17 protein-coding genes are annotated in these 19,539 nt (G+C 56.7%); 8 read left to right on the forward strand and 9 right to left on the reverse strand.

Annotation, left to right across the window (positions count from 1 at the left end):
- The first annotated feature begins 4 nt into the window (after nt 1-4).
- From leuS to holA, 3 genes are read left to right on the forward strand one after another with little or no spacing between them, the layout of a single operon-like run.
- Nucleotides 5-2,614 (forward strand): leucine--tRNA ligase, encoded by a 2,610-nt coding sequence (leuS, locus tag IG617_RS14870; RefSeq protein ID WP_192110031.1) that lies wholly within the window; start codon nt 5-7, stop codon nt 2,612-2,614.
- The gene (gene lptE, locus IG617_RS14875; protein WP_192110032.1) at nt 2,601-3,167 is read left to right on the forward strand and encodes an LPS assembly lipoprotein LptE; all 567 of its coding nucleotides are present in this window, start codon (nt 2,601-2,603) and stop codon (nt 3,165-3,167) included. The genes leuS and lptE overlap by 14 nt, the downstream gene beginning before the upstream one ends.
- A gap of 12 nt (nt 3,168-3,179) precedes the next feature.
- Nucleotides 3,180-4,223 (forward strand): DNA polymerase III subunit delta, encoded by a 1,044-nt coding sequence (gene holA, locus IG617_RS14880; protein ID WP_192110033.1) that lies wholly within the window; start codon nt 3,180-3,182, stop codon nt 4,221-4,223.
- Nucleotides 4,224-4,317: 94 nt separating this feature from the next.
- Here holA and IG617_RS14885 read toward each other — a convergent pair whose 3' ends face one another.
- From IG617_RS14885 to mnmE, 5 genes are all read right to left on the reverse strand, one after another.
- Nucleotides 4,318-5,226, reverse strand: a complete 909-nt coding sequence (locus IG617_RS14885; RefSeq protein WP_192110034.1) for a ParB/RepB/Spo0J family partition protein — start codon at nt 5,224-5,226, stop codon at nt 4,318-4,320.
- A 127-nt stretch (nt 5,227-5,353) separates the two neighbouring features.
- A complete protein-coding gene (locus tag IG617_RS14890; protein ID WP_192110035.1) occupies nt 5,354-6,178 on the reverse strand; it encodes a ParA family protein in 825 nt (274 codons plus the stop codon).
- Complete coding sequence (gene rsmG, locus IG617_RS14895) at nt 6,175-6,849, reverse strand: 16S rRNA (guanine(527)-N(7))-methyltransferase RsmG (RefSeq protein WP_192110036.1); 675 nt, start codon at nt 6,847-6,849, stop codon at nt 6,175-6,177. The genes IG617_RS14890 and rsmG overlap by 4 nt, the downstream gene beginning before the upstream one ends.
- Nucleotides 6,849-8,723 carry a tRNA uridine-5-carboxymethylaminomethyl(34) synthesis enzyme MnmG gene (gene mnmG / locus IG617_RS14900; RefSeq protein WP_192110037.1) on the reverse strand — a complete coding sequence of 625 codons (1,875 nt, stop codon included), beginning with the start codon at nt 8,721-8,723 and terminating at the stop codon, nt 6,849-6,851. The genes rsmG and mnmG overlap by 1 nt, the downstream gene beginning before the upstream one ends.
- A gap of 269 nt (nt 8,724-8,992) precedes the next feature.
- Nucleotides 8,993-10,360: a tRNA uridine-5-carboxymethylaminomethyl(34) synthesis GTPase MnmE gene (gene mnmE, locus IG617_RS14905; protein ID WP_209008501.1), complete on the reverse strand. Its 1,368-nt coding sequence runs from the start codon at nt 10,358-10,360 to the stop codon at nt 8,993-8,995.
- 96 nt (nt 10,361-10,456) lie between these two features.
- On the opposite strand from mnmE, the gene IG617_RS14910 reads away from it, so the two are divergent.
- A complete protein-coding gene (locus IG617_RS14910; protein ID WP_192110038.1) occupies nt 10,457-12,472 on the forward strand; it encodes a thioredoxin domain-containing protein in 2,016 nt (671 codons plus the stop codon).
- Here IG617_RS14910 and IG617_RS14915 read toward each other — a convergent pair.
- From IG617_RS14915 to hemE, 4 genes are all read right to left on the reverse strand, one after another.
- On the reverse strand, nt 12,469-13,041 hold the full coding sequence (locus tag IG617_RS14915; protein WP_254170564.1) for a GNAT family N-acetyltransferase: 573 nt from the start codon (nt 13,039-13,041) through the stop codon (nt 12,469-12,471). The genes IG617_RS14910 and IG617_RS14915 overlap by 4 nt on opposite strands.
- A gap of 133 nt (nt 13,042-13,174) precedes the next feature.
- A complete protein-coding gene (gene rho / locus IG617_RS14920) occupies nt 13,175-14,440 on the reverse strand; it encodes a transcription termination factor Rho (protein ID WP_153771789.1) in 1,266 nt (421 codons plus the stop codon).
- 269 nt (nt 14,441-14,709) lie between these two features.
- Nucleotides 14,710-15,138 (reverse strand): protoporphyrinogen oxidase HemJ, encoded by a 429-nt coding sequence (gene hemJ / locus IG617_RS14925; protein WP_192110039.1) that lies wholly within the window; start codon nt 15,136-15,138, stop codon nt 14,710-14,712.
- 5 nt (nt 15,139-15,143) lie between these two features.
- Nucleotides 15,144-16,148 carry a uroporphyrinogen decarboxylase gene (gene hemE, locus IG617_RS14930; protein ID WP_192110040.1) on the reverse strand — a complete coding sequence of 335 codons (1,005 nt, stop codon included), beginning with the start codon at nt 16,146-16,148 and terminating at the stop codon, nt 15,144-15,146.
- Nucleotides 16,149-16,600: 452 nt separating this feature from the next.
- On the opposite strand from hemE, the gene IG617_RS14935 reads away from it, so the two are divergent.
- From IG617_RS14935 to coaE, 4 genes are read left to right on the forward strand one after another with little or no spacing between them, the layout of a single operon-like run.
- Nucleotides 16,601-17,449, forward strand: coding sequence for a pyruvate, water dikinase regulatory protein (locus IG617_RS14935; RefSeq protein ID WP_192110041.1), 849 nt, complete (start codon nt 16,601-16,603; stop codon nt 17,447-17,449).
- Nucleotides 17,450-17,478: 29 nt separating this feature from the next.
- Entirely contained in the window at nt 17,479-18,072 is a 594-nt protein-coding gene (locus IG617_RS14940) for a Maf-like protein (protein ID WP_192110042.1), read from the forward strand.
- Nucleotides 18,069-18,914, forward strand: coding sequence for a shikimate dehydrogenase (locus IG617_RS14945; RefSeq protein ID WP_192110043.1), 846 nt, complete (start codon nt 18,069-18,071; stop codon nt 18,912-18,914). Before IG617_RS14940 ends, IG617_RS14945 begins: the two co-directional genes overlap by 4 nt.
- Entirely contained in the window at nt 18,911-19,498 is a 588-nt protein-coding gene (gene coaE, locus IG617_RS14950; RefSeq protein ID WP_192110044.1) for a dephospho-CoA kinase, read from the forward strand. Before IG617_RS14945 ends, coaE begins: the two co-directional genes overlap by 4 nt.
- Nucleotides 19,499-19,539: the final 41 nt, after the last annotated feature.

Consider the following 19,539-nt stretch of genomic DNA (forward strand, 5'->3'; position numbering starts at 1 on the left):
TTTAATGGCAACGGAACGGTACAACGCCCGCGAAGTAGAAGCACGCTGGCAAAAGGTCTGGACTGAAAAGGACGTTTTCGTCACTTCCAACGAAGATGAGCGGCAAAAATACTACGTCCTGGAGATGTTCCCCTATCCGTCCGGCCGTATCCACATGGGCCATGTGCGCAACTACGCCATGGGCGACGTGGTCGCTCGCTACAAGCGCGCGAAGGGCTTCAATGTCCTTCATCCAATGGGCTGGGACGCCTTTGGCATGCCGGCTGAAAACGCCGCGATGCAGAACAACGTCCATCCCAAGGACTGGACCTACGAAAACATCGCCTTCATGCGCGAACAGCTCAAGATCATGGGCCTTTCGCTGGACTGGAGCCGCGAGTTTGCCACCTGCGACGTTGAATATTACGAACAGCAGCAGCGTCTTTTCCTGAAATTCCTCGAGGCCGGGCTCGTCTACCGCAAGAACGCCAAGGTCAACTGGGATCCGGTCGACATGACGGTTCTCGCCAACGAGCAGGTCATCGACGGACGAGGCTGGCGCTCGGACGCCTTGGTCGAGCAACGCGAGCTGACTCAATGGTTCTTCAAGATTTCCGACTATTCGGAAGATCTGCTGGATGCCCTGGACGGTCTCGATCGTTGGCCGGACAAAGTCCGTCTGATGCAGAAGAACTGGATCGGCAAGTCTGAGGGCCTTCGCGTACGCTTTGAGCTTCTGGAGGCCGCGCCCACAGGCGACGAGGTCCTGGAAATCTTTACGACGCGGCCGGATACGCTCTTTGGCGCATCTTTCATGGGCCTGTCCCCGGACCATCCCATTTCCCTGAAGCTGGCAGAGACCGACCCGGAACTGCAGTCCTTCATCGAAGAATGCCGGCGCATGGGTACTTCTGCAGAAGCCATTGAGACGGCAGAAAAAAAGGGTATCGACACAGGCCTGCGAGTAAAGCATCCCCTCGATGCCTCGATCGAGCTTCCAGTCTACGTCGCCAACTTCATCCTGATGGATTACGGCACGGGCGCAATCTTCGCATGTCCGGCGCATGACCAGCGCGATCTGGACTTTGCGCGCAAATACGGTCTGCCGGTAACGCCGGTCGTTTTGCCGAAGGATGCTGATCCGGCAACCTTCGAAATCGCCGATGAGGCCTTTACGGACGACGGGACGATTTTCAATTCTCATTTCCTAGACGGCCTCAGCATCGCGGACGCAAAGCAGACTGTCGCAAAGACGCTTGAAGAGACAATGATCAGCGGCGCGCCTCAGGGCGAACGGCAGGTCAATTACCGTCTGCGCGACTGGGGCATTTCCCGTCAGCGCTACTGGGGCTGCCCGATCCCGGTCATCCATTGCGATGACTGCGGCGTCGTGCCGGAAAAGGACGAAAACCTGCCCGTTGAACTGCCAGCTGACATCAATTTCGACAAGCCTGGCAATCCCCTCGACAGGCATCCGACCTGGCGCAATACCACTTGCCCGTGCTGCGGCAAGCCGGCCCTGCGCGAAACGGATACCATGGATACCTTCGTGGACAGTTCCTGGTATTTCGCCCGTTTTACCGCGCCGCGCTGCGATCAGCCCACCGATCCGAAAGCCGCCAATGACTGGCTGCCCGTCGATCAGTACATCGGCGGCATTGAGCACGCGATCCTGCACCTGCTCTATTCGCGCTTCTTCACCCGCGCGATGCAGAAGGTCGGAGCTCTCGATCTGAAGGAGCCCTTCAAGGGCCTCTTCACACAGGGCATGGTCACGCACGAGACCTACAAGTCCGAAGACGGCAAGTGGCTGAGCCCAGCTGAGATTGTTATTGCGGGAGCCGAAAACGAACGCACGGCAACGCACGCAGACACTGGTGCACCTGTCACGATCGGCTCGATCGAAAAGATGTCGAAGTCGAAAAAGAACACTGTCGACCCGACCGACATCATCGAAACCTATGGGGCAGACACTGCTCGCTGGTTCATGTTGTCCGACAGCCCGCCCGAACGCGATGTCATTTGGACGGAAGAAGGTGTTCAGGGGTCATGGCGTTTCGTCCAGCGTGTCTGGCGCCTGATCCAGGAAATTGCTGACAGCACGTCACCACGCGGAGATGCTCCCGAGATTTCCGGCAAGGCGCTGGATCTGCGCAGATCGACCCATAAGACGCTGGCAGCCGTTTCCAAGGATCTGGAAGGCCTCGGCTTCAACCGCGCTGTGGCCCGAATCTACGAATACGTCAATCAGATCGGCAAGGCCGTTCATGATGGTCTGGAAGCCCCCGATACGGCTTATGCCGTCCGCGAGGCGGCTGAGTATCTGACCCAGATGATGGCTCCGATGATGCCGCACCTTGCCGAGGAATGCTGGACGCGACTAGGCCTCGAAGGCGTCATTTCAGAAGCAAACTGGCCCGCGGTCGAGGACAGCCTCCTCGTCGACGACACCGTTACTCTGCCAATCCAGATCAACGGCAAAAAGCGCGGTGAAATTATCGTTGCAAGAGACGCTTCCAAAGAGGCGGTCGAAGCAGCTACGCTGGAACTTGATTTCGTACAGCGGGCCCTCGAGGGGCGCGCTCCGCGCAAGATTATCGTGGTGCCCCAAAGGATCGTGAATGTCGTTGCTTGATCTGAACGTCCGCTGCCGCAAGGCGATCTCCGGTCTTGTGACCGCCCTCGCTGTTGCAGGACTGCTCGCCGGCTGCCAGGTCCGCCCGCTCTATGGCTCACTCGACACTCCGTCGGGGGCAGATAGCACCGTACAGGCTGAGCTTGCCGCCATTGATATAGATCCGATCTCCGACAAGCACAGCGACGACGACGCGGCACGCGAGCTCTACAACGAGCTCACCTTCAACTTCGAGGGCGGCGCCGCCAGCCCGCGGAAGCTGTATCGTCTGAAGGTACTGATGGACATCAGCCAGGCCGCAGTCGGTGTCGAGGAACTGGCGGATGTTCCCTCTGCCTACACCCTGACCATGAACACGACCTTCGTGCTGTCCGACTATGAGACCCAGAAGACGCTGACAACCGGCCGCTCATTTGCCACGGCGTCCTATGACTTTTCCAGCCAGCGTTTTGCCAATATCCGCGCGAAACGCGACGCAAAACAACGGGCCGCCGCAACGGTGGCTGACGATATCCAGGCTCGGATCGCTGGTTATTTCGCATCCCAGCGCTAAGGATATGAGCTCATGACCGCGCTCAAGGCGGGCGAAATAGACCGTTTCCTTGCAAAGCCGCCCGCAGCCGGCGGCGCGGTGCTGATCTATGGCCCTGACACAGGTCTCGTCTCCGAACGCGCGTCTGCCTTGGTCACCAAAGCCTCGGAAGGGGACGATGATCCCTTCAACCTGGCCAAGATCGACGCATCGGAGATCGTTTCCGACCCGAATCGGCTGATTGACGAAGCATTGACGGTGCCGCTCTTCGGCGGCCGCCGCATCATCTGGATTAAGGATGCTGGCGGAAAGAACCTCTCTCCAGCTGTCACTCCCCTTCTCAAACTCGATAACAATCCTTCTTTGGTTGTCGTCGAAGCCGGTGACCTGAAAAAGGGAACGAGCCTGCGCAAGTTGTTCGAGTCTGATCGCCGCGCAGTTGCCGTACCCTGCTACGCCGACACGGGCCGTGACATCGACACTTTGATCGATCAGGAAACCCGGGACGCAGAGCTCAGCATTTCCCGGGAGGCACGCACCGCGCTTCACAGCCTACTCGGCGCCGACAGAATGGCCAGTCGCGGAGAGCTCAAGAAGCTCTGTCTCTACGCCTTTGGAAAAGGCCGCATTGAAAGCGACGATGTCGAAGCGATCATAGGCGACGCTTCGGCTTTTGAAATGTCGGAGTTGATCGACTCCGCGGCGATGGGAAATCTCGAAACACTCGACCATGGTCTTGAGCGTTTGGACGCTCAAGGATCAAATGCGTCTGTGATCGCAGGACAGGCCCTGAAGCATTTTCAATGGCTTCACCGAATGCGTGCGGACGTCGACCGCGGAATACAGCCCCAAGCGATCGTCGACGGCCAACGGCCTCCGGTCTTTTTCAAGCGCAAGACCGCCATTGCTCGCCAGATCCAGATATGGTCCTCAGAAGACCTGTCGAAGGCCACAGAGCGCCTCCATGAAGCGATGAAGGTTTCCCGCCTAAATGCCGGCCTTGGCGCTCCAGTGCTGTCTGAAGCGCTCCTGACGCTGGCTCGTGTCGCCAAATCGCGCTCTGCACGACGCCGCTAGAACAAACGGCCCCAAATCCGCCAGCTACAAGGCAACATAAAAGGCCGGGCACCAGCCCGACCTCATCATTACGCAACCGAATTCAGGCTTGCATTCAGCCAGTTTCGACGCCCAGCTTGCGGCAAAGCTCATCAAGCTGCTCAAGCGAGGTGTATTTGATCTTCAGATCGCCACTTTCCTTGCCCGGCTTGTGACCAACACTGACTTTCAGTCCAAGCGTATCCGCCAGCCGCTTCTCCAACGCCTTGGTATCGGCATCCTTTTCCGGCTTGGCCACTTCGCTCTTGCCGCCGCTAAGGAGCTTTTGCAGCGCCTCTGGATCCTGCGCCAGTTTCTCGGCGTCACGAACGGTCAGACCCTTGGCAACAATAAGGTCCGCGAGCGCAGCCGGGTCTTCCACGGTGATCAGCGCACGGGCATGACCAGCGGTCAAAAGTCCTTCAGCCAGATAGTCCTTCACCGAATTCGGCAACTTCAGCAACCGCATGGTGTTGGCGACATGGCTTCGGCTCTTGCCGATGACCTTGGCCAATTCACCCTGGCTGTAGTTGAACTCGGCGGTCAGCTGATCATAGCCCATCGCTTCTTCGATCGGGTTCAGGTCTGCGCGCTGAACATTCTCGATGATCGCGAGCTCAAGCGCTTCCTGATCGGTGACATCGCGAATGATGATCGGCGCTTCGTGGAGACCGGCCTTTTGTGCGGCACGCCAGCGACGCTCACCTGCGATGATCTCGAAACGATCCTGTTTTCCTGCGGCCGGGCGAACGAGGATAGGCTGGACAATCCCTTTTGCACGCAGAGATTCAGTGAGGTCCGCCAGATCCTTCTCAGCAAAGGTCTTGCGCGGATTACGTGGGTTCGGCTCCAAATGCTCAATCGGAACCTTGCGGCTGTCGCGCATCGTTCGCTCAGGGGGAGATGTATCCTGAGTAGCAGAATCGCCAATCAGCGCCGCCAGGCCACGTCCCAAGCGCTTGTTCTTGCCACTATCGTCCGCCATACCGCATCCGTTTCTTAATTATCTTTATTTTTCAATAGGTTATTTGTCTAGGCCAGCTTTCAGCACAGTTGAACCCGGAACGGATCCAAATCCAACAGCTTCGAAATCAACAGTCTAGCCCAAAGCCCTAGGCCGCAACGCGCCGAAGCTCACGCTCACGCTGAATGATCTCAGATGCAAGGCGCAGGTAAGCCTGACTGCCGGAGCATTTCAGATCATAGAGCAACGCAGGCTTTCCGTAGGACGGCGCTTCCGAGATCCGCACGTTGCGCGGAATGATGGTTTCATAAACCGCATCACCCATCGTCTCGCGCACATCGGCCACGACCTGGCTGGAGAGATTGTTCCGGCTGTCATACATCGTCAGAACGATGCCATGGATCGTCAGTTCCGGATTCAATGCGTTACGCACCTGCTCCACTGTGCTCAGCAGCTGGCTGAGACCTTCCAGCGCAAAGAACTCACATTGCAGCGGAACCAGGATCGAATGGGATGCCGAGAGCGCGTTGATGGTGAGCAGGTTCAGAGACGGCGGGCAGTCGACCAGGACATAGGTAAAACCGATTTCCTGAAACAGCCGGGATTGGGCCAATTGCTCGATGGCTGCGCGCAGACGGAAAGCCCGGTCACCGGTCGAGGCAATTTCCAATTCGAGCCCCAGCAGATCCATCGTCGATGGAGCCACCCAGAGTCGAGGAACCGCAGTATCCTTGACCGCCTCTTCCAGGCGGCAGTCGCCGCTGAGAACGTCATAGGTGGACAACCCACGATCACGGCGTTCAATACCGAGACCAGTGGAAGCGTTGCCCTGTGGGTCGAGGTCGATAACAAGAACCTTTTCACCAATGGCAGCAAGGGCTGTCCCGAGATTGATGGCTGTCGTCGTTTTACCGACACCACCCTTCTGATTGGCAAGCGCAAGAACGCGCGGGGATTCTGGAAGCATGCTCATACAGCGATACCTTCCTTACTGGGCCGGGGAGAGATATTGGATAAAAGAAGCATCCGGCTCGTAGGATCTATAAGACTTACCTTTTCTACCAGATCGAATGTCCAAGCGTGAGACGCTTCGTTAACTTCTCGTTGGAAATCTTGGCCTTTGTGGAAAACACATTGCGCACCAGCGGCGGTAAACGGCTCAGCAAAACCCAAAAGCAAATCGAGTGCGGCCAAAGCTCGGCCGGAGACCGCATCAATGGCGCCATGCTGCCAATCTTTCGCAACCGATTCGATCCGTCCTGCATGGACGGTGCCTTTGGACCCTGTCTCACGAAGGGCAGTTCTCAAAAAAGCTGCCTTGCGCTGATTGCTTTCAATCATGTGGACATGGCCGTCTGGATCGTCGGCCTGCAGAATAGCCGTCACAACACCGGGAAACCCCGCCCCACTGCCAATGTCCACCCAGGTCTTTGCCTCGGGCAAGGTCCACTTGGTCTGCAGGCTATCGACAACATGGCGAGACCAGATATCCGGGATGGTCGACGGCGCAATCAGATTTTGCGCGGGCTGCCACTTCAGAACCAGATCAACGTAGATCTGAAGGCGCTCGATCGTTTCACGTGAAACATCCCCGAAGTTATGCACAATCTCTGCAGAGTTGTTCAAAGGCACCGGACGAGCCATCACGCCGCCCCCTTACGGCTTTGACGTTTGATATGAGACAGCAGCAGCGTGAGTGCCGCAGGCGTGACCCCATCCATCCGCGACGCCTGTCCGAGCGTGGACGGACGCACAGTATCCAGTTTCTGCTTAACCTCGTTTGACAGACCGACCAATGCATTGAAGTCGAAACCAGCAGGAATCTCCAAGGCCTCATCCCGCTTCAAGGCTGCAATATCCGCAGCCTGGCGCTCAAGGTAGACGGCATAAAGCGCGTCTGTTGCCACCTGTTCGGCAATGGCCTCACCCACAGTCTCCAGCTCCGGCCAGACCTCGACCAGCTGCGAGAATGTCACATCCGGATAGGACAACAGATCAAAGGCAGATCGACGGATACCATCCTGATTGACTGGCAGTCCCTTTTTCTGCGCCTCCGCCGGCGTGACGGTAAGACCCTTAAGCAAGTCGCCGGCAGCAACAATCTGGCTCATCTTCGTTTCGAAAGCGACTCGACGTTGCTCACTGATACAGCCCAGCTCAACCCCGATCGGCGTAAGACGCTGATCCGCATTGTCCGCCCGCAAGGACAGGCGGTATTCCGCCCGTGACGTGAACATGCGGTATGGCTCGGTGATCCCGCGAGTGACGAGGTCATCGATCATCACGCCAATATACCCCTGGCTTCGATCGACGACGAAGGCGTCGCGACCGGCAGCTTTCAAGGCTGCGTTCAGACCTGCGATCAGGCCCTGGGCTCCCGCCTCTTCATATCCAGTCGTCCCGTTGATCTGACCAGCCAGGAAAAGCCCGGAGCACTTCTTCGCCTCCAGCGTGGTCGAAAGTTCACGTGGGTCCACATGATCATATTCAATCGCATAGCCCGGCTGGATCACCACGACATTTTCAAGTCCAGGAATGGTCTTGAGAAACGCCAGCTGAGCATCTTCCGGCAGCGAGGTCGAAATGCCGTTCGGATAGACAGTGTGATCATCCAGGCCCTCAGGCTCCAGAAAAATCTGATGCCCGTCGCGATCACCAAACCGAACGATCTTGTCCTCGATCGATGGACAATATCGAGGACCCCGTCCCTTGATCTCGCCAGAGTACATCGCCGAGCGCGAGAGGTTTTCACGGATAATCTGATGGGTCTCAGGCGTCGTCCGTGTGATATGACAAGGGATCTGCGGCGCCTCGATCTTCTCCGTCAGCGTCGAAAACGGGATCGGGTCCGCATCACCCGGCTGCTCTTCGAGCTTCTGCCAATCAATCGTTCGACCATCGAGGCGTGCCGGCGTACCGGTCTTCAGACGGCCGAGCTCGAAACCGATCTCCTCGAGGGAGACGGACAGCCCCATCGCTGGTCCCTCTCCCTGCCGTCCGGCCGGTATCTTCTTGTCGCCGATGTGAATGAGGCCGCGCAGAAAGGTGCCGCTGGTCAGAACAACAGACTGGCAAACAATCTCCCGTCCATCTGCAAGGACGATCCCGGAGATCGCGCCATCATCAAATGTCAGCCGATCGGCTTCACCCTCGACGACATCAAGTTTGTCGATGGCGGCGATCTCCGCCTGCATGGCCTCGCGATAAAGCTTCCGGTCTGCCTGGGCACGAGGCCCGCGAACAGCTGGACCCTTCCGCCGGTTCAGCATTCTAAATTGGATGCCACCCTTGTCGGCGACCCTACCCATCAGGCCATCAAGTGCATCAATCTCTCGAACAAGATGGCCCTTGCCGAGCCCCCCTATCGCGGGATTGCAGGACATCACTCCGATGGTGTCGGCACGATGAGTGACAAGAGCTGTCCGCGCGCCAAGCCTTGCAGATGCCGCAGCAGCCTCGCAGCCCGCATGGCCGCCGCCAACCACCACCACATCATAGATCATATTTGTCATGGTCATATTCATTCATCGGTCGATGGCAAACCATCGCACAAAGGGATCAAATCACCGTAGCGAGTTTCAAGGGAACCATCTGGTCTGTCAGCGCTCTTGGCGCGCACGGCAGAGGCTGAGCAATTTGCACAAGCACCCCTGGCCGGTTCCGTTGACGTCCTTATAAATTGACCTGGATTTTTGGTCAAAAGAAAACAGGAAGATGATTCACGTGAAACATGTTCCGGGTCAGAACCGATGCGCCAAACCCCTCAATGATTCACGTGAAACAGGTCTCACTTCCCGATACAGAAATCCCGGAAGATAACATCCAGCAGATCCTCTACATCGATCCGACCCGTGATCCGGCCAAGAGCGTCAGCTGCAGAGCGAAGATCCTCTGCCCTGAGCTCGCCCGGCAGATCGTCCCGCGTAAAGCCATGATGCAACGCTGCACGGCAATCACGCAGGAAGTGGCGGTGTCTCGCGCGGGTCGCCAGCGGCGCTTCACCGACTGATATCATTTCACCAACGAAACCGGAAAGACGGTCAATCAGCGCTTCGAGACCGTTCTTGTCCAGACACGATACAGGAATCTCAAGGGTTGTTCCGGAAGAGTCTCGTTCCGGAAGAGTCTCAAGATCAACCTTTGTCCGAACGATCCAGACCGGAACAGACTGACGAACGTCCGCGCTCAGGCCGGAGACCGAATGGTCCGGGGCCAGCCCACCGGGCTCCATCGCCCACAGGATGAGATCGGCTGCCTCTCCACGTGCCTGGGCCCTGCGGATCCCCTCCTGCTCGACACGCCCCTCCGTTTCGCGAAGCCCGGCCGTATCAACCAGCGTCACTGGATAACCGCCAAGGTCCAGATGAACCTCAATCGCGTCGCGCGTCGTTCCAGCCTCCTCTGTGACAATGGCGACATCGCGGCCCGCAATGGCGTTCAGCAAGCTTGATTTGCCTGCGTTGGGCGCCCCCATCAAAACAACCTGCAAGCCGGATCGTAGCCGCTCACCGCTCTTCGATTGCTCCAGATGTTGATCGACTTCTCCGATCAAGCCTTCTGCCTGATCCCAAACCTGATCCGCGACGCTGCCTGGAACATCTTCCTCATCGGCGAAATCGAAGTCTGCCTCGATCATGGCGCGCATATGGATCAGTCGTTTGCGCCAGTCTTCGTAGAGCCGGCCAAGGCCACCACCCATCTGACGAAAGGCCTGCTTGCGTTGCGCCTCGGTCTCAGCAGCAATCAGGTCCGACAGGCCTTCCACCTCCGTCAGATCCATCCGCCCCCGGTCAAAAGCACGCCGGGTAAATTCACCAGCCTCGGCCGGACGCAGCCCCTCAAACTCTGAAAGCACATCAAGAATGCGCGCGACAACTGCCCGGCCGCCATGGCATTGCAGCTCTGCAACGTCCTCGCCTGTAAAGCTCGCCGGCCCCTTGAAGTAGAGGACCAGCGCCTCATCAAGCACATCTCCGGAAACAGGATCGACCAGGCGCTTCAAGGCGGCCTTGCGCGGCTCGGGCACCACCCCACATAGACGGTTCAGGACCAACTCAACAGCCGGGCCAGACATCCGGATGACCGCGACACCTGCAGGCAGGGCTCCACTCGATAGCGCATAGATCGTATCTGACATCACTCTCACATCATTCATTCAAGCAGGTCATCGTGCCCCGCTTGCACTCGCCGGCGAATTGCTGAACCTTAGCCATCCAGCGACCCGCAAATCCCGTTAGGACCGCAACTCCCCATGACCGAAAACCGCCTTGCCCAATCAACCAGTCCGTATCTGCTCCAGCACAAGGACAACCCGGTTCACTGGTACCAATGGGGCGAAGAAGCGCTTGCAGCGGCCAAGAGCCAAAACAAGCCGATCCTCCTGTCGGTAGGCTATGCAGCCTGTCATTGGTGCCACGTCATGGCTCATGAAAGCTTCGAGGATCCAGCGACTGCGGAGGTAATGAACCGCCTCTTCATCAATATCAAGGTCGATCGCGAGGAACGTCCCGATATTGATCAGATCTATATGAAGGCACTTCACGCCCTTGGCGAACAGGGTGGCTGGCCGCTGACCATGTTCCTGACGCCAGAGGGTGAACCCTTCTGGGGCGGAACCTATTATCCCAAGACCGCACAGTGGGGCCGTCCCTCATTCGTCGATACGCTCGAAGCTGTCGCGAACACCTTCGAGACGGATCGGGAGCGAATCGAAAACAACCGAAGCGGTCTGATGCAAGCCCTGAAGGCAGAGATCACACCCACTGCCCCGATCGATCGCAGTCTCATGATGGCTGCGGGTGACCGTCTTGTCGGCCTGTTCGACACCGAGCATGGCGGGATCAAGGGCGCGCCGAAATTCCCGCAAGCGTCCGTGCTCGATCTCGTATGGCGCATCGGGCTGCGCGGTGGCAACGATACCGCCAAGGACGCCTACCTTCATACGCTAAGACAGATCAGCAATGGCGGGATATATGACCATCTCAAAGGCGGGATCGCCCGCTATTCGGTCGACCACCTTTGGCTTGTCCCCCATTTCGAAAAGATGCTCTACGACAACGGCCAGTACCTCGGGCATCTCGTCAATGCCTATCAGGCGACCGGCGATGAGCTGTTTCGACGCCGAATCGAAGAGACTGCCGATTGGCTGCTGAGTGAGATGAAGCTGCCCGGCGGAGCATTTGCCTCCAGCCTGGACGCGGACAGCGAAGGCGAAGAAGGCCGATTTTACGTCTGGTCGTCGGATGAGATAACCGAGGTGCTCGGCGAGGAAGATGCCCTGGCTTTCGCCAAGGCCTACGACGTTCATCCCTCCGGCAACTGGGAAGGCATTACGATCCTCAACCGGCTGAAGTCTCCGAGCGTTTCTGCCAAGGAAGAAACACGGCTGGCCAAGATGCGTGAGAAACTTCTGAAACGCCGTGAAAGCCGCATTCGACCGTCAATGGACGACAAGGTCCTTGCCGACTGGAATGGCTACACCATCACAGGCTTTGCCCGTGCCAGCCATTTTGTTTCACGTGAATCATATCTGGAGGCAGCGCGCACAGCCTATGACTTCGTCATGAGCGAAATGAGCCGCGACGGCCGCATCGGCCATTCCTGGCGTGATGGAACGCTGGTCTTCCCGGGCTTTGCCACAGATCAGGCAAGCATGATGGTCGCAGCCCTCGCCCTTGCCGAAGCCGATCCAGACCGGATCGAGCGCTACATAGCGGACGCCGAGAACCTGGCAACCGTCCTTGAACAGCACTATCAGAGCGAAGAAGGCGCCTATTTCCTCACAGCAGATGACGCGCCGGGCCTGATCACCCGCCCATTCAGCGTTGCGGATGAAGCCACACCCAACGCCAATGGAACAGCGGCAGAAGCTTTTTCGAGGCTCTATCTGATGACTGGCAAGGAGCGATACAAAACACTGGCGGACAAACTGCTGATGGCTCTGTCGGCAGAGATACCGAAGAACATCTTCGCGACCGCCTCTCTCCTTTCGGCCTTTGATACGCGAACCAACGGACGGTTGGCTGTGATCGTTGCGCCGGAAGGAACGGATCCGAATCCATTTCTCAAGGTTCTGAACCGCGCGGTTGATCCCGCCTTGATGCAAATCCTTGTCAGCTCGACCGATGATTTTCCAGAAGGTCACCCTGCGAAATACAAGAACGCGCTGGATGATAAGCCGACCGTCTATCTCTGCCGCGAGGGAGCATGTTCGTTCCCGATCCAAAGCCGTCGAGACCTTGAAACAATCTTGCAGAAAGTCGACTAGCCGCCCGTCTGCGCGACCCAGTCCTTCCGGCCCAGGCGATAGAGCACGTGGGGCTCCAGCGGGTGACCTTGCTCGACAGCTGGATGAAGAAAGTCGTCAGCTGGATCGTAGGTCATCCCAAGTCGCTTCATCACCCGACGCGAAGGAGCATTGATGACGGTGGTGAAGGAGACGATTTCCTCCAGGTCCAAAGTTACGAAACCGAATCGAAGCCAGGCCCTTGCCGCCTCTGTTGCATAGCCCTTGCCCCAGGCGCTGCGCGCAAGCCGCCAGCCAACCTCAACGCAAGGATCGCATGGCAGAGGCTTGGCGTAGGACGGCCGGGACAATCCGACAAAACCGAGAAAATCCCCCGTTGCCTTTTCTTCGATCGGGGCAAAGCAGAACCCGTCGGACTTTTCCTTTGCCAGGGCCTTGTCCATCAGCGCATCGCTCAACTCGCGTGACAGGGGTGCCGGGAAGTAACGCATGACCTCAGGGTCAGCATTGATGCTCGCGAAGACATCCCGGTCGGTTTCCCTGAAGGAGCGCAAGATCAGGCGCTCAGTCTCCATTATCATCTCTGGCATTTTTCGTCCCGCATCCGATTCAACTGACTCAACGGCAATGGATTCACGTGAAACACATGCTTAACAAATAATAAAGGCGCGGCAATTTCCACATTGCCGCGCCTTTGTGAAATCGGTTCGGATCCGATTCAGATCAGGTGTTCATGCTGTCGAAGAAGTCGTCGTTCGACTTGGTCTGCTTCAGCTTGTCGAGAAGGAACTCGATCGCATCGACAGTTCCCATCGGATTGAGAATCCGGCGAAGAACAAACGTCTTCTTGAGCCGTTCGGCAGGAACGAGAAGCTCTTCCTTACGTGTGCCAGAACGCTGAATATCAATCGCAGGATAAACCCGCTTGTCCGAGATCTTCCGATCCAGGATGATTTCAGAGTTACCCGTGCCCTTGAACTCTTCGAAGATGACTTCATCCATACGGCTGCCCGTATCGATCAGAGCGGTCGCGATGATGGTCAGTGACCCGCCCTCTTCAATGTTACGGGCTGCACCGAAGAAACGCTTCGGGCGTTGCAGGGCGTTGGCGTCGACACCACCGGTCAGAACCTTGCCGGAAGACGGCACAACGGTGTTGTAGGCACGGCCCAGTCGCGTGATGGAGTCAAGAAGAATGACAACGTCACGGCCATGCTCCGTCAGACGCTTGGCTTTTTCGATCACCATTTCAGCGACCTGTACGTGCCGCGTTGCCGGCTCATCGAATGTCGAAGAAACAACTTCGCCCTTCACCGTGCGCTGCATATCCGTCACTTCTTCCGGACGCTCATCGATCAGAAGAACGATCAGGTAGCACTCCGGATGATTGGTCGTGATCGACTGTGCGATGTTCTGAAGGAAGACGGTCTTACCTGTGCGCGGCGGCGCGGTGATCAATGCGCGCTGGCCCTTGCCGAGCGGAGCAACCAGATCGATCACACGAGAAGAGAGATCCTTCTTGGTTGGATCTTCAATCTCCATCTTGAACTTTTCATCAGGATAGAGCGGGGTCAGGTTGTCAAAGTGAACCTTGTGACGCGCCTTGTCCGGATCTTCAAAGTTGATCGTGTTGACCTTCAGAAGGGCAAAGTAGCGCTCGCCTTCCTTGGGGCTGCGAATCTGTCCTTCAACCGTATCACCTGTCCGCAGGGAAAATCTGCGGATCTGGGAGGGAGAGACATAGATGTCATCAGGTCCGGGAAGATAGTTTGCGTCTGGTGAGCGAAGGAAGCCAAAGCCGTCCTGCAGGACTTCGACGACACCTTCGCCGATAATTTCAACGTCCTGGGCCGCAAGGTTCTTCAGGATCGCGAACATGAGCTCCTGCTTGCGCATGGTGCTCGCGTTTTCAACTTCGAGCTCTTCCGCAACTTGCAGAAGCTCGGTTGGTGTTTTCTGTTTGAGGTCTTTGAGTTTCATTTCCCGAATCGAGTTGGGCTCTGTCATTTTGATGGATTAATGCCTTGATTGTTCTTCTTAAACCAGGACTAGGAACGAGAGTTCAGAAGAAGATAGGAAGGTATTCTGAGAGACTGCCAGTTTGGTCTAGATCAGACGTGGCTGCCGGGACCGTTGGATGCTTATGCTCCACAACGCCAGCTGGAATTTGGCGAAACCCTAAGTGATTTCAAAAAAATCTGCAAGTACATAAAAAGGCGTAGATGGCAGATAAATCTGCCATCCAACAGAATTCGCGGTCAGAACGGCTTCCCGATGACAAGAATAACAATGAATATCATCAAGACCGTCGGCACCTCATTAAGGATCCGATAGAATTTCGCCGACTTTTTATTCTCGTCTCGTGCGAAACGCTTAACACATCCTGAGAGGTAACCGTGTGCGGCGGACATCAGGATGACGAGCGTCAGCTTTGCATGAAACCAACCCTGGCTGAATGCACCGATCTCGTAAGCAGCCCACAGACCAAAGATCCAGGCCGAGATCATGGCCGGATTGATGATGGCCTTCAGCAAGCGCCGTTCCATCACCTTGAAGGTTTCCGACTTGTCTGATCCCACCTCAGCGTCGACATGATAGACGAAGAGCCGTGGCAGGTAGAGCATGCCCGCCATCCAGGCGATGATCGAAATCACGTGTATGGATTTCACCCACTCATAGACACCCATCAGCCCTACCCCCGCTTAACCCGCTCGACCATCCGCGCAACGTTTTCCGGATCGGCATCCGGCGTCACACCATGGCCAAGGTTGAAAACGAGCGGACCCTTGTCGAATGTCTTCAAGATGTGATCAACGCCTTCATCCAGCGCAGATCCCCCTGCGACAAGGCGCATTGGATCGAGATTGCCCTGGATCGGAACTTTCTTCTGGATCTCGAGAGCCAGGCTGTCGGGTGCGGTCCAGTCAAGTCCAACCGCATCAACGCCTGTCTTCGCGATGTAAGTTTCCATACGCGCTGCGGATGACTTCGGGAAGCCAATGATCTTCGCATCCGGCCTTTGAGCTTTCACGCCCTGGACAATAGCCCGGGTCGGTTCGATTGACCAACGCTCAAACCCCGCATCGTCCAAGACACCTGCCCAGGTATCGAAGATCTGAACCGCATCAGCACCGGCATCAAGCTGACGAACGAGGTAGCGGATCGAAGCGGTAACAAGGTGGTCGATGAAGCGGGCGAGAAGATCCGGGTCCCGATAGGATCCCACACGGGCTGCGACCTGGTCCTGGGTTGTGTGTCCGGCGACAGAATAGCACGCAACGGTCCAGGGAGCGCCACAGAAGCCAAGAAGCGTCGTTTCCTTGGGCAGCTCAGCTCGAAGACGCGAAACCGTCTCTATGACCGGTTTAAGATGATCCTCTGCTCGTTCCTGTTCCAGACGATCAACCAGATCGTTGCATAGAGGTTCAAGAACTGGACCACGTCCTTCTTCAAACCTTACCGGATAGCCGATCGCGTCCGGCACGACGAAGATGTCCGAGAACAAGATGCTCGCATCAAAGCCATACCGGCGGATCGGTTGAAGAGTGACTTCGGTGGCCAGATCCGGATTGTAGCAAAAGTCTAGGAAGTTTGGCGCCTTGGCGCGAACCTTACGATATTCGGGAAGATAACGGCCTGCCTGACGCATCATCCAGATGGGGGGTGGCCAGATTTTCTCTCCTGCCAACACACGCATCACGCTACGATCTTCGGATCTCATAAGGCGGAGCCCCTTTCCCACAATCCTGTCTAATAAAGATTCTATATTTGAATCTGTTTTTTATTATTGAGAGTGGATTACCGGGATCATTTGGCTTCCACAATCATTCACAGTCATATTCGACACGGGATAAATCGTCGCGTGTTCTGGACAAGTTACCCTCCACAGGAGTCGATAACTCGGAATTTCGTTTCTATTAAGTGATTTAGAAGAATTTTAACACTCTATTAATGAATTGGGCAGACGTGGAAAACCTGTCCATGATTTGCGGCGACTGTGTTAATCCACATGGTCAGCAGACCGTTTCGCCGGGAGTCATTTGAAAACCATGTGCTGTTTATAAAAACAGGTCAGCGGGCACAAATTCGGGCCGGAACCGGACAAAGAGCCAATTTTCCCGGCTATTCAACAGGGGTGGGGATGACTGCGTGAACAAGTCCAGAAACTACTTTCATCTCCATCTGGTATCGGACTCGACGGGCGAAACCCTGATGACGGTCGCCCGCGCCGCGACGGTCCAGTATGAAGACGTTCAGGAGATCGAGCACGTCTATCCTCTCGTCCGAACTCAAAAACAGCTGGATCGCGTTGTCAGCGAGATCCAGGCGGCACCCGGCATTGTTCTCTATACCCTGGTGGACAAGGATATATCGGCAAGGCTTGAGCGAACCTGTCGTGAGCTCGGAATTCCCTTCGTCAATATTCTCGATCCGGTCTTTGCGGTCTTTCAGTCCTACTTGAACGTGACCCAAACCCACCGGATCGGCGGTCAGCACGAGCTGGACGCGGAATATTTCAAGCGTATAGACGCGCTCAATTACACCATGATGCATGATGACGGTCAGATCTGGGAGGATCTCGAGGCCGCCGATATCGTGCTCGTGGGGATCTCACGCACTTCGAAGACGCCGACCTGCATCTATCTGGCGAACCGGGGCATCAAGGCCGCGAATGTGCCTCTGGTGCCGGACATTCCATTGCCTCCACAGCTTCTGGAACTGAAAAAGCCGCTGGTCGTTGGACTAATTGCATCGGCCGAACGCATTCAGCAGATCCGGCGCAACCGGGTTCTGTCCTTGCAGTCGGAAAACTATAACGACACATATGTCGATCGGAAGGAAATCGCGCGGGAAATCAATCTGACCAGGCGCTTATGTTCCGACAATGAGTGGCCGCTCATAGATGTCACGCGCCGATCGATTGAAGAAACCGCGGCTGAAATCATGGCGCTGTATCGAGCGGCCAAAACAAAACAGGTTGACGATCAGGAGGTGTGATCCTCCTTGTCAAAGATGGGAAGTCTCAAATGACACTGGTTCTGGCGAGCGGCAGCAAAATCCGCGGCGAACTCTTGAAAAACGCAGGCCTGAACTTCGAGGTTGATCCTGCCGACGTCGACGAACGGGCGGTTGAAGCGCCCTTGATCGAGGCCGGGTTTCCCCCCGAGGACCTTGCGACGGTGCTCGCGGAAGCCAAGGCAAATGATGTCAGCGGCCGCAGATCAGGCGATCTTGTGATTGGCGCGGATCAGATCCTGGCGTTCGAGGGTGAGCGCCATACCAAACCTGACGATATGGAAGCCGCGCGGCGTCAATTGCTCCGCTTTTCGGGCAAGACACATGAACTTCTGTCCGCTGTCGTGCTTTCACGCAACGGATCGGCGATCTGGCGGCACGTGTCGACCGCTCGGCTGACCATGCGCGAGCTGACGCCGGCATACATCGGAAAATATCTGGCAGACGTTGGCGAAACGGCCCTCTCCAGCGTTGGGGCCTACCAGCTGGAAGGGCCCGGGGTTCAGTTGTTTGACAAGATCGATGGAGACTATTTTACCATCCTTGGACTGCCGCTCTTGCCGCTCTTCGAAGAACTCCGCCGCCAGAAAGTGCTTGATACATGAGTAACACCCCAAAAGCTGCCATTACCGGTTGGCCCGTAACCTATTCTCGCTCGCCACTGGTTCATGGCCACTGGCTGAAAAAGTATGGCCTGGAAGGTGAATACGGCCGCCGCGATGTGGATCCCGAAACGGCGGAAGACTTCTACCGAAATTTCAAGGATTCAGGTCTTGTGGGCTGCAATGTAACCGTGCCGCACAAGGAGCTTGCCGCTTCGGTTTGCGCAGAACTTGATCCGGCTGCCGAGGCCATGGGTGCCGCAAATACGCTCTGGATTGACGACAGCGGTAAACTTTGCGGCGCCAACACGGATGGCATTGGCTTTCTTGGCAACCTGGATCAGCTCGCACCGGGTTGGGACGATAACCCAGGTACAGCGATCGTTTTGGGGGCAGGCGGTGCAGCGCGCGCCGTGATCTGGTCGCTCTTGTCTCGAAAGTTCGAGACTGTGCATATCTTCAATCGTACAGCTAAAAAGGCCATGGAAATGGCCGAGAAGTTCGGTTCGTCAACGATTGGACATGCCTGGGATGACCTTGGGGATTATATCGGGAAAGCCGATCTGCTCATCAACACCACGTCGTTGGGTATGAGGGGTAAGGCACCGCTGGAAATCGATCTGGGTCCGCTGCCCGAATCCGCTCTGGTGTCCGACATCGTTTACGTGCCGATGAAAACGGACCTCCTGAAGAAGGCCGAGGCGCGGGGAAACCGCACGGTTGATGGTCTCGGCATGTTGCTGCATCAGGCTGTTCCGGCTTTTGAACGCTGGTTCGGCATGCGCCCGGAGGTGGATGAAGAGTTGCGGGCAATGATGATTGCGGATCTGGAGAAGGACGGTTGATCAGGATCGGCCTGACCGGTTCCATCGGCATGGGCAAATCGACCACTGCGCGCTTGTTTGCTGCAGCAGGTGTCCCAGGCCACGATGCCGATGCAGCGGTTCATGCTCTTTATGCTGGCCGCGCAGCACCCCTGATCGAAGCTGCGTTTCCAGGAACAGTCGTTCAAGGCAAGGTCGATCGGTCGTTGTTGTCTCCGCAGGTCCTTGGAAAGCCCGAGGCGATGAAGCGTCTCGAAGCGATCGTTCATCCACTGGTGCGAGAAGAAGAACAGCGGTTTCTTGAAAAGGGGCGTTCTGAAGGCCGCCGGGCCGTCTTGCTCGACATTCCCCTCCTCTTTGAAACCGGCGGCGACCGGCGTGTCGATGTGTCGGTGGTCGTGACGGCGGATGCCTCCGTTCAACGCGAGAGGGTCCTGGCACGGCCCGACATGACCGTGGAGCGGTTTGAAGCCATTCTGGCAAAGCAGATGCTAGATGCCGAAAAACGGCGGCGAGCCCACTTCCTGATCGAAACAGGGCAGGGAATGGAGGCTGCCAGGCGCTCGGTTAAGGCTATTCTTAGAGCTTTGGCGAGCATGCCCTAGGTCTCGAACATGGGCAATACGGGGAAAAGCCGCAAAGCCGC

It is taken from the genome of Roseibium polysiphoniae (assembly GCF_014842925.1).
Taxonomy (GTDB): domain Bacteria; phylum Pseudomonadota; class Alphaproteobacteria; order Rhizobiales; family Stappiaceae; genus Roseibium; species Roseibium polysiphoniae.

Excerpts from the sequence above, each read along its gene's own strand:
- IG617_RS14910 (WP_192110038.1), top strand. The coding sequence starts at position 10,457 with ATGACCGAAAACCGCCTTGCCCAATCAACCAGTCCGTATCTGCTCCAG.
- leuS (WP_192110031.1), top strand. The coding sequence starts at position 5 with ATGGCAACGGAACGGTACAACGCCCGCGAAGTAGAAGCACGCTGGCAA.
- holA (WP_192110033.1), top strand. The coding sequence starts at position 3,180 with ATGACCGCGCTCAAGGCGGGCGAAATAGACCGTTTCCTTGCAAAGCCG.
- IG617_RS14885 (WP_192110034.1), bottom strand. The coding sequence starts at position 5,226 with ATGGCGGACGATAGTGGCAAGAACAAGCGCTTGGGACGTGGCCTGGCG.
- IG617_RS14890 (WP_192110035.1), bottom strand. The coding sequence starts at position 6,178 with ATGAGCATGCTTCCAGAATCCCCGCGCGTTCTTGCGCTTGCCAATCAG.
- lptE (WP_192110032.1), top strand. The coding sequence starts at position 2,601 with ATGTCGTTGCTTGATCTGAACGTCCGCTGCCGCAAGGCGATCTCCGGT.
- hemE (WP_192110040.1), bottom strand. The coding sequence starts at position 16,148 with ATGCGTGTGTTGGCAGGAGAGAAAATCTGGCCACCCCCCATCTGGATG.
- IG617_RS14945 (WP_192110043.1), top strand. The coding sequence starts at position 18,069 with ATGAGTAACACCCCAAAAGCTGCCATTACCGGTTGGCCCGTAACCTAT.
- mnmG (WP_192110037.1), bottom strand. The coding sequence starts at position 8,723 with ATGACCATGACAAATATGATCTATGATGTGGTGGTGGTTGGCGGCGGC.
- hemJ (WP_192110039.1), bottom strand. The coding sequence starts at position 15,138 with ATGGGTGTCTATGAGTGGGTGAAATCCATACACGTGATTTCGATCATC.
- rsmG (WP_192110036.1), bottom strand. The coding sequence starts at position 6,849 with ATGGCTCGTCCGGTGCCTTTGAACAACTCTGCAGAGATTGTGCATAAC.
- mnmE (WP_209008501.1), bottom strand. The coding sequence starts at position 10,360 with ATGAATGATGTGAGAGTGATGTCAGATACGATCTATGCGCTATCGAGT.
- IG617_RS14940 (WP_192110042.1), top strand. The coding sequence starts at position 17,479 with ATGACACTGGTTCTGGCGAGCGGCAGCAAAATCCGCGGCGAACTCTTG.
- IG617_RS14915 (WP_254170564.1), bottom strand. The coding sequence starts at position 13,041 with ATGCCAGAGATGATAATGGAGACTGAGCGCCTGATCTTGCGCTCCTTC.